Source organism: Halobellus ruber, from assembly GCF_014212355.1.
Taxonomy (GTDB): domain Archaea; phylum Halobacteriota; class Halobacteria; order Halobacteriales; family Haloferacaceae; genus Haloquadratum; species Haloquadratum rubrum.
The window spans coordinates 57,364-68,034 of the sequence record NZ_JACKXD010000008.1; the positions used below are offsets into that span (position 1 = coordinate 57,364).

A 10,671-nucleotide genomic window follows, 5' to 3' on the forward strand; every position below is an offset into this window, starting at 1 on the left:
GTCACCCTTCTAGATCGGAGTCAAATACGGTATAGTCTATTCACCACAGATATACAAACGAGCGGGTAGCCAGAAGAGAGTAGATGACGAAAGACACCCTCGTGGATGTCGAATTCCGCCACGAGGATACCGAAGAGTTCGTGTTACGAGCCACCAACACGTCCTCGTTAGAAGAGCACCTTCTCACAGTACAGGCCAATCGCCTCCAAGCCGGCCAACCGGACTCGGAACTCCGCTCGCTCTCTCACCTCGATGAGGAGAACGTCAAACTCCTCGAACATCAGGTGGACGCCGCCCATCGCGCTCTCTTCGAGATGGACGGGAAAGCACTCCTCGCCGACGAGGTCGGCCTTGGCAAGACCATCGAGGTCGGGATGATACTGAAGGAGATGCACTACCGCGGTACCGACGACGCGGTGTTAATCCTCACGCCGGCCCAGCTCGCCCAACAGTGGCAGGCCGAAATGCTGGAGAAGTTCGGCCTCGACTTCACCTGCAACTACGACGACGATTTCAGAGGCTTCGACGCCCACGATCACATCATAGCCAGCATCGACACCGCCAAGAGCGACCGCCACCGCTCGACCGTTCTCGCCCGCGACTGGGACGTCCTCGTACTGGACGAGGCCCACTACGTGAAGAACGAGGATACCGATCGCTACGCCCTGCTCGAGAAGCTCTCCTACGACTACGCGTTCTTCCTCACGGCGACCCCCATCCAGAACGACGTCACCGACCTCTACAATATCATCTCGCTCCTCCGCCCGGGCCTGTTCGGCACACGCGAGGCGTTCCACAACTACTTCGTCAACTCCTCGCAGGAGTCGCTGGTCAACCGCAACGAACTCCAGAACCGGCTACGCGAGGTGATGATCCGCAATCGTCGTGAAGAGACGGACATCGACTTCACGCCGCGCAACGTCACCACGCACACTTTCGATCCGTCGCCGGAGGAACGCGACCTCTACGAGGCAGTCACCGACTACGTTCGGACGGCGTACCGCGAGAGTCAGGGCCAGAAGCTCGTCCTGATGACCCTCCAGAAGGAGGTCGTCAGCAGTCCCGCTGCACTCAAACAGACCGTCGAGCGCCAACTCGAAGGCGACGACGTGGAACCCGAGCACGTCGCCCCACTCAAGCAGATTCTGGAGCGGATCGACGCCATCGAGACGCCAACCAAGCTCGAACGCGTCCAGCGCATCACTCGCGAGGCTCGAGACCGCGTCGACAAGGGCCGGGTGATCGTCTTCACGCAGTTCCGGGCGACCCAACAGGAGTTGCTGGAGACACTCGACGACAAGGGCTACACCACGCATCCGTTCCACGGTGGCCACTCCAGCGACGAGAAGGAGGAAATCGTCGAGCGGTTCGAGGAGGAAGGCGGTGTCCTCGTCTCGACGGACGCGATGAACGAGGGGCGCAATCTCCAGTTCTGCAACGTGATGGTCAATTACGACCTGCCGTGGAACCCGATGAAGGTGGAACAGCGCATCGGGCGCATCCACCGGATCGGACAGGATCGCGAGGTCTACGTGTTCAACACCGCACTGAAAGATACCATCGAGGAATACGTGCTGGAACGGCTCTACCACAAGATCGACCTGTTCCAGCAGTCTGTCGGTGAACTGAGCGAGATCCTCACTCGGCTGGAGGAGACTGGTCGTAACTTCGAGGACGAAGTGTTCGAGCGGCTGGTCGAAGCGGACTCCGAGATCGAGCTAGAGAACGACTTCGACGCGATGGCCGTCGACCTGCAGGAGCAGCGCGACCTCGCCGACAAGGTCGAGGACTTCAACAGCGGTGTCTTCGAGGGGTTCGACTTGGGGGCCAGCGATGACTGACGCCGCCCTCGCGGTCACAGAGCGGGCTGTCGAGCGATTCACCGAGACCTACCTCAAGTCTCTCGGAGCCGAAATTACGAAGGAAGGACGCCAGTGGACGGTCAGCCTCCCCGAGGATGCCCCCACTGATCTGGAACTGGATGGGGCGGTACTGGAGATCATCGACGATCCGAACGATGTGGACGAGGGAGTCTTTGCCATCGCCCCAGAGAGTCCCTTCGTAGAGCGTTTGCTCGACGAAGCGGCCGATCGAACCCCCACTGGTTCACTAGCGCTAACTGGCGAGCGGGTAGACATCCAGCTCCCGCCGTGGCTGACTGATGGCCCGGTCGACGTTGTGGATCAGACGTTCACGCCGTACTACGACCGGCGGGCGGTCTGTGCGCTCTTTCACGTTGGAATCGAGACCGTCAGCGAATATCAGCGGGAAGAGCTTCACGCCGTCGCGATCGATCTCAACGATCACGAGGAGCGTCCCCGGCTCGCAGACACGTATCTTGAGTTGACCGACGACGAACAACCGGAACTCGACGAGGGGCGGGCTATCGACGAGCAGGAGCTGACGGACGCACTCGATGTTGCATATACCACCCTCGAAAACGAGCTATCGTCGACAGTACGAGAGACTCGCGAGCGGGCGACACGTGCCGCCGAGGTCGAGCTTGACGAGTATCGTCAGTTCGTACGCCAGCGACGTGACGAACTATCGGATGCGATCGATAACCTGACGACGCGAATAGAGGACGTGACCGAAACGATCGACACTGCCTCCCAACAGGAGGAACGCGTCGAGGCACTCCGGAAGCGGAAGGAACTCCGAGCAGAACGGGATGATCTCCGTTCCGAATTGGACGACTTGACCACTAAGATTGAAGCCGGATTCCCCGACAAGCGCCAAGAGATACAGGAGCGCCACGCCCTCACTGTTCGTTTGCGACCGGTGGCTGCGACAGCAGTTTCGTACGAACGTGGCGATCTCGATCTCACGCTTGGAGCTGACGAGACTACAATCTCGAAATCGTACGGATACGCCCTCGGTGTCGGCGTCGTAGAAGAAGTCGCCTGCGACAGATGTGGGCAACAACTGACAGCCGAGAACCCCCTTGAACTAGATGGGAAGCAAACAGTGGGAGCAGTCTGCTGTGACGATTGAGCGGTTAGTACCCCAGTCGATAGAGGAGAACATCTGAAGGGTGAGCGAGAACGCTTCCCGCCAGAGCATCGGTGGTTGACCCGGCGGTCGAAACGCCGAACGCACAGACGGAAGCCGGATCCCGATACCCAACGTCGATCAGAGTCTCTCGTAGCTCGGGCGCCAGCTCTGCCTTCCCCACATCGACTGTTGGCACCCCCGCATCGCGGAACGCCTCGAAAGCCGCCGATGTCCTCGACAACACGAGTTCGCCGGAGTGCAGGAAAGAAAACTCCTCGTCGAGGATTGCCAGCAACCGCTCTTGCCGATCAGGGTCGTCAACAACGTTTGCCCATTCAAGGTCATCCGAAGCTGTCTCACTGGAGTAGGTCTCGACGTCATTCTCGTCGAGAAGGTCGACAACATCGTCTGGGAATGCCGCTTCGGCCTGTCCACGGTAGAAGTCCCATACATCCGTCTTCTGTACGGTTGACCGTTCCTTGCTCGATAGGAGTTCGTGAAAGGTTGCGGGCACGTACAAGTCTCCAAGACGAGGTTCCGTGGGTGTCCGACCGAGTGTAGCCTGTGTCTGAGATGCGAAGACCGTCGAGTCGGCCAATCGTTCGAGAGAGCGGTTAGCAACGAGTAGTGACGGATCGAGCAGTACGTCGATCGGTGGTTGGAATTTGCGATCGAGTTCGGTTCGGAGTTGGTCGTTACCCGCGCTCATTGTCACGTCATTCAGTCCAACTCCTGATAAATCACGTCGTACTCTTTCAGGTACTGCTATCGAATGATGGGCTCTTCCTCGCCGTCGGGCTGCGCTTCGGCATAGTCCCGATCGATCAAGTCGACAATCTCGTCCTTCGAGAGGGGATCAATCTCGATGCGGTCGCCGTCAGCAGTGTAGAAGAGAGCCGTCGTGACGCGAGAGTCGGGAAATGCGGCCCGAACGACGTGATAATAGACGCTCAACTGCTTCCGGTACTCCGATTCGGCGTGGCGACCGAGGTCGGTCTTGTAGTCCACGATGTCGACCCGCTCCGCGGTGACGTGGAGCAGGTCGATGATCCCCGAGATGGTCACCTGCTGTTCCCCGACCGTCACCGGGAGGTAGGCGTTCTCCTCGGCTCGCAACTCGCCGTCGAGGGAGTCCAAAAACTCGGCGACGTGCCGTTCGTCTTTGTTCGACGGTTCGACGACCGCTCCCTCGGCATACTGTTCTGCGAAGTCGTGAACCTGATTCCCGAACTCGATCCCCCGACCCTCGTCAACATCGCTGAACACGCGGTCGTCCATCAGCGAGTGTGGGGACTGACCGGCCGGTATGTCGGGGACTGGAACGGATACCTGCAACCGGGACTGTTCCGTCCGCGTTGTCCCTGCCGCCTCCACATCGGGTTCGACCGTCTCGGGCTCCAGCGGCAGGTTCTCGAAGAGCGGACTGGGCGATGAACCCGCAGAGAACAGAACGTGGCTCTCAGCACGGGTGATCGCGACGTACATCAGCCGGCGCTCCTCGTCGTAATCACGGTTGAGACACTTCGAGAGAATGCGATATCGCCAGTTATCGTAGATGTGAGGGCGTCCGTGAGCATCCGCGTAGTGTTTCGTCTGCCGGAGTCCAACCGGATCCTCGTAGCGAATTCTGTCGGCTCCGCCACCCGACGGCGGGAAGCTGTACTGATTGATGTTCGCCAGAATGACGATCGGATGTTCGAGGCCCTTCGCGGCGTGGATCGTCTGGACGGTTATCGAGTCGCCACCGGGGTTGTCGTCCACGTCGTGGGTGGCGTCGGCCTCCAGACTCTGCTCCATGAAGCGAACGATGGCCCCGCGGTTGTGGGTCGTGCTGTCGAACGTTCCCTGCAATACCGCCACGAGTGCATCCGCGTAGGCGTCCTCGAAGCCGTATCGATCGAACACCAGCCGCGCGATCCCCCCAACAGTCTCGGCGCTGGCGAGCCGCTCCCGGAACGAGAGCATATTCGACGGATACGACTCGTTCTCGAGAATCGTCTTGACCTCGTCAAGTGTGTACCCTGCCTCTTCCAGCACGACCGCCCATCCGCGCTTTGAATGCCGGTCTTCGAGGAGGCGCAACCACGCCAGCAGAAGGATCGCCTGTTCGGTGCCGAACAGCTCGACACCGCCCTCGTAGGCGACCGGGATGTTGTACTCACGGGCGTGACTCTGCAGCTCACGACCGAACCGACGCGTCCGGGTCAAGACCGCGATATCCTCGTGAGAAGGAGGACGCAACTCACCGTCTTCGCCCTCGACAGCGTACTCACGATTGCCGACGATCTCCTGCACTCGCGTCAGAATGGCCTCGCACTCGTCGTCGCTCGTGAACGCCTCGATATTCGAGTTGTCGTGGTCGGTGGTGGCCGTCAGCGGTGTGATGTCGTCCTCGATATCGAGGTCGACCTCCTCGTTGCTCGTCGCCGGCAAGCCGAGACTGTGCCTCGAAAAGTTCAGTATCGACTGGGTCGAGCGGTAGTTCTTCTCCAGCTTGATCCCGGTCACGTCGTCGACGGGAAACGCGACCCGTTCGCTATCGCTGTTGAGTTCCCGCTTGTAGTTTCCGAGGCGTTCCTCGAACTGACGGATGTTGTCGACCGAGGCATACTGGAACCCGTAGATGCTCTGCTTCCAATCGCCCACCACGCAGAGGTTGTCCGTTCCCGCGAGCAACAGGGCGAGCTTGAACTGAATTTCGCTGGTGTCCTGAAACTCGTCGACCATCACGTGGTCGAACTGCACTGACTCCCGCAACGCGTGATCCTCACACAGCAACACGAAGGCGAACATCTGGAGGAAACTGAAGTTCAGATAGTTCTGGCGGAGTGCGAACTCGATGTACTCGAAATAGATGTCGTGGACGAATGCCTTCAGCGCGTCTCGCTCTTCGTCGAAGGCACGGTCGGCCCACTCGTGGTCGATACTCGGGTAGTTGTCCCGGAGTTCTGACTCGGCCGGGGCGTCGGGAAGGAAACAGCGGTCACGCTCGAATCCACTCAGATCATCGCGCAAATCGGACTGCGTCGGCCCGTTTGCGCCCTCGTTCGGCTCGTTTGCCGTCTCGAATAGCTCCTCGAAAGCCTCGAAATCACCATCGAGATAGGATTCTCCGTTCCGGTACCAGCCATCGGAAGTCGGGAAAATCCCTTTCGCAGCCAGTTCGCGGATCACTTCCAGCAGCGACGTGTTCTCCCGGAGGACACGGAGGAAGTCGTGATGTTCGGGATGCTCGTCGGCAAACTGCGATATGAACTCCCGGAACCGGTCTTCCTCGACCACCTCGTTTTCGAGCAGGCGCGTCGAGGACGTGATCCGATCGTCGACCCCGAGGTGTGTCGGAGCCGAGAACCCATCCCGGAGCAGTAACTCGTGACAGTGTCCGTGGAACGTGTTGATGGGCGCGTCCCGGAGCGCCGACATCGAGTAGTCGCAGTTCGCGACGACGCGTTCCTTCATTTCTGCTGCAGCGTTGTTCGTGAACGTGATCAGCAGGATATCGTCCGGTTCGGTTTCGTCCTGCTGCAGGAGGTTCGCATACCGACGCGTGATGGTGAACGTCTTGCCCGTGCCGGCACCCGCGTCCACGACGTGAATGCCGCTCGTGGCATCGATCAACTCCTGCTGTTTGTCGTTGGGTTCGAAGTCAGTCATCGGTTTGAATGAGGTCGCGGTGATCGACGCGGTCGACGTTCGGATCGCCGACGGGGAACCGGGAGCGACGATACTCGTTGATTCGCTCGACCTGTTCCTGCAGGAACCGCTCGAAGGCATCCACCTCGTCCTCGAAGTAGTTTCGACCACGCAGTCTGTGGAGTTCCTTCAGCGCCGAGTCTGTTCCATCGTCCACGTAGACGTAGTCACCCACCTCTGTCTTCGCGCGTTCGGTGAACTCGGCAGCGAAGTCGGTTTCGAGCAGCGCGTCCGTGTCCTCGACGTCCGGGAAGTCGTGGCGGTCGAAGAACGTCTCGTAGACATCGTAGCCCATTCGTTCGAGCGTCTTGCGGCGGTCGTTGCTCTCGGCGACGCCTTCTCGAAGCGTGTCGAACGCCGCCCGTCGCTTGGCGAACTCGTGGAACGGTTCGGGATGGTAGGTGACCCGAGCCAACGCGTCTTCGAGGGCAGCCTCCCCGACCACCTCCTCGTCGACCAGCTCGAGAAAGTGGAAGAACACGAATCGAATCCGCTCGTCAGGATGGACGCGCCGGTGGTGAGCGAGATAGAGGAGGGCTTGGAAATCCGGTTCGTCGCTGATCTCATCAATCGCCGACTTGTCGACGACCTTCGAGGCCGACGTGTGGCTGCCGCTCTTGTAATCGACCAACTGCGATGGAGAGTGGATGAGGTCGACTTTTCCTTCCCCGCCGAGGGCAGGGTTCTCGAACCATCGCTCCGTGATGGGCGAATTGATCGGCTGGCCGAAGTGATCGGCAAAGAAATTCGAGTCTTCGCGATGCCCGTATTCCTCGTATTCACGTTTCGTCGGAGGTTCCTCGGTCAGGAATCGCTGGATGAGATCGATACCGATCTCGAACTCCGTACGTAGCACCTCCAAGTCGACGTCGTCGACGTAGGGGCGCATCCCGGCCAGCATACGGTCGACCAGCTCGTCTCCGGCGGTCGTGTGGATTATGTCGGGATGGTTGACGTAGAACTCGGCAAAGTCGTGAAAGAGATTGCCCTTCTGGAAGTGATCGCGGTCGGGGCTGGTCACGACGCGGTCAAAGAAATAATCGCGCGGACAGTTGGCGAAGGTGCTCAGACTCGACGGGCTGAGCGTCTCGATGGTCGTCGGCTCAGCGTCGACCGGCTCCTTCTCGAATCCGTCCCCATCACGACCGGTGAACCGAGTGTGGGACGTGCTCGGAAGGTCTCCGAAGGTGTCGAACTCCGCATCGAGCAAGTCATGGAAGTAGAGACACGGTGTTACTGGCTCGCCGGCACTCGTCTCCTGCACGAGGAAGTACTGCTCGTTGCCGTTCTGCAGGAGCAACTGGAATTGCCGGAGGTACTGGCGATCCTTGGCATCGGCGTCGATCCACGGTCGATCGAGAATGCGGTGAGTCCAGTCGGCGTCCATCCCAAGGTGGAACACGACCGGTCGATCCACGTAGGCGGCCGCGGTCGCGTCCGCAAGCAGAACGCCCGCGTCGTCCCGATCGATTGGGACGTCGAACGACTGGAGGTAGAACTCGATACCGTCAAGCGTGTCTTCCCCGACAGTAGCGTGCCGCACGCCGAGCCGATCCAACTCCTCGCGGAAGGCGTCTAACGACCGATCGCACCACGTCTCGAACGTGGAGAGTGCCTCGTCGATTGATTGCTCGTGAATGGTTTCACAGAACTGCTGGAGCGGTTCGATCTCCGGATGATCGAGTTCGTGCAGGCGTTTGTTATCGTCCTCGACTGACGGCCGGATACCGAGATGGTGAAGGATCGGTCGAACGTCGCCCAGCCGCGCGTGTCTATCGGCGTGGGCCGTCCGCAACAAGCGGATGAATGTCCGCAAGCTCTCGTCGTCGGCGAAGCCGGGGCCGCCATAGAACGGGATGTCGTTCGCCTCGAGTGCGGACTCGACAAGCGCGGGGTACTCACTGCCCCGATCCATGATGATGGCCACGTCTTCAGCGTTCTCGGGCGTCACGTTGCTAACGACGGTGTCGACGATGTCGGTCGTGGACTCGTAGAGATGGAACTCCGGCAACTCGAAGTCGTCGCCACCGAATGGGTCAACTGTCTCGTACTCGTCGGGAAGAACAGATCGGTCAAGTGCCGTGAATTGCTCTTCGCCGATGACGGCGACAGACCGCTCCTCTGGGATCGTGTACTCGGTGAGGTCGTTGTGGGCACTATCGGCAGTATCGATCACGTCGATGGCTCGGCGCGTGGCGCGGGTGTCGAACTGGTCGTATTCAAGGATGGCACGGAGGTCTCCGGTCTCCTCCCAGCAGCCGAGGATGCTCTCGAGGAGGTACGCGGCGTGCTTCCAATTCAGGTCGGTTGCGTCGATGAGTTCGAGAAAGAGCTGCCGGTCGTCCCGTGGACGAAACTCCCCGGAAGCCAGCATCCGCGGTGTCGCGGCAAATGTCCCGAGCCGGGGGCGATCTATCCGTCGGTTCAGAGCCTGACTGAGTGGCGCATCTGTCGTCAACACCAAGTCGTAGTCGTCGACTTCGTCATAGAGATCATCAATAGTGCGAGCCCGTCTTATTGACACACCCCAAATCCGCGTGTCTGCCCCAAAAAGATTGGTAGCCAAGTGGCATCTAAGCGGCAACGCTCTCTGTAGTGCAGGGATTGTCTCATCTGCTCCATCCCGAATGGAGTGGACGAAAAGCAGTGGATGGCTGTGAGAGCGTTGAGCTACTCAGAGCCAACAGGCGGGTCGAAATAGAACGTGTCTTCGCACTCCCTGTCCGAGTAGTGTTCGAGGAACTCATAGCGACACCCCATACGAATGGCGTCTAATGGGATTGCCTCTGTCCACGGAATCTGGACGAGCGTTTTCCCGTCCATCGTGGGGTGTGACGCCTTGAACGATACCGCTCCATCGGTCGATATCGCGTAGTTCGGCAGCAGCTGTGTTGCGAGTACTGCCGGGGGATCTAGCGGCACGTAGACTAACAGGGCGATATAGCCATCGTGCCGAAACAGCTTCGTCAGCTGTTCAAACCAGATCTTGAAGTTACCTATCTGTCCGTCCTCGTATCGGTACTGGCAGGACTTGAGTTCGACTTTCTCTCCTTCGCGCGTCCGGGCATCGTACCATGACCCGTGGTCTTCCTCCAGATCGAATTTCTCACGGAGATACCTCTCGGCACGCCACCAGATCGGTGGATCGTCTGAACTCGAAGAGGTGTGGTCGAGCTGGTACTCCTCATCGCGTAGAGGGTAGAGTCGCATCGGTCACCCCCAACCCCTAGGGAATCGCTTTCGGGAGAGGGCGAAGCGACTCTTCAGCCCTCTTAATTGACGAAGAGAGGTTATGAACGGGTTGTCTCTCCCGGGCCGATCAGCTGAACGTGCCAATCTTCCGGTTAACCGTCTTCCGGCTGGTCGAATGTCAGTGCCTCTGCATCGTGGCCTTGGATGGCCAGTCATGCCTGTCTCGATCATTGTTTGCCCGTCTCCTGTGGTCGCTCTATAGCACCGACTGCTGGTGCTGCCCTCGAGGATCTACCCCGGGTAAATAAGAATTATGTCAGGAGTGGGATCTCGATGACTCAGGCCGTATTCATGGACAATAGGTATGAGTGGAATGCCCCGCTCAAAGAAGCGGTAAATTAGTTGCACCCTCCCAAAGGGCCAACAGCCCACCGCATTCCGTGCGGTGAGTGCCGACGACTGAGCGGGGCAACAGCATATAGTGACGTAATAAAAATGGATGTAATACTGCCGGTAGATGTTGCAGATTCTCCTCTTGATGACCTCACCTGACATTCCCGCGGGAGCACACGCCCCGTGTCTTGAATGAATATCTCGGGCTTCTACCTCTGCAAAGTATCGGGGACTCTGGCACACACCCCTCGTCTTGAATGTAAGTGCGAATCACGAGGTCGCGTTAATTTAGAGGATGAGGCGGACGAGTTCTGAGTGTCTATGACAGAATTCGACCGCCTCAGTCAGTGTATCGAGTGGATTGACTTGTCGTTTGTGGAGCGCAAGCGGACTCCCGAG

6 protein-coding genes and 1 pseudogene are annotated in these 10,671 nt (G+C 59.2%); 3 read left to right on the forward strand and 4 right to left on the reverse strand.

The genetic code is table 11. The annotated features are described in order from the left end of the window. Window positions 1-83 precede the first annotated feature (83 nt). Window positions 84-1,841: a DEAD/DEAH box helicase gene (locus tag H5V44_RS16800; RefSeq protein ID WP_185194293.1), complete on the forward strand. Its 1,758-nt coding sequence runs from the start codon at window positions 84-86 to the stop codon at window positions 1,839-1,841. Beyond that, complete coding sequence (locus H5V44_RS16805; RefSeq protein WP_185194294.1) at window positions 1,834-2,994, forward strand: hypothetical protein; 1,161 nt, start codon at window positions 1,834-1,836, stop codon at window positions 2,992-2,994. Before H5V44_RS16800 ends, H5V44_RS16805 begins: the two co-directional genes overlap by 8 nt. Before the next feature lie 4 nt (window positions 2,995-2,998). On the opposite strand, the gene H5V44_RS16810 is transcribed toward H5V44_RS16805, so the two are convergent. The 4 genes from H5V44_RS16810 to H5V44_RS16825 form a co-directional block, all read right to left on the reverse strand. Then, complete coding sequence (locus H5V44_RS16810; RefSeq protein ID WP_185194295.1) at window positions 2,999-3,703, reverse strand: hypothetical protein; 705 nt, start codon at window positions 3,701-3,703, stop codon at window positions 2,999-3,001. A 56-nt stretch (window positions 3,704-3,759) separates the two neighbouring features. Then, a complete protein-coding gene (locus H5V44_RS16815; protein ID WP_185194296.1) occupies window positions 3,760-6,648 on the reverse strand; it encodes a UvrD-helicase domain-containing protein in 2,889 nt (962 codons plus the stop codon). Then, complete coding sequence (locus tag H5V44_RS16820) at window positions 6,641-9,211, reverse strand: PD-(D/E)XK nuclease family protein (RefSeq protein WP_185194297.1); 2,571 nt, start codon at window positions 9,209-9,211, stop codon at window positions 6,641-6,643. The genes H5V44_RS16815 and H5V44_RS16820 overlap by 8 nt, the downstream gene beginning before the upstream one ends. Window positions 9,212-9,357: 146 nt before the next feature. Continuing rightward, entirely contained in the window at window positions 9,358-9,897 is a 540-nt protein-coding gene (locus H5V44_RS16825; protein ID WP_185194298.1) for a hypothetical protein, read from the reverse strand. A gap of 696 nt (window positions 9,898-10,593) precedes the next feature. On the opposite strand from H5V44_RS16825, the pseudogene H5V44_RS18290 reads away from it, so the two are divergent. Then, window positions 10,594-10,671: pseudogene (locus H5V44_RS18290) on the forward strand (IS6 family transposase); the annotation flags it as partial.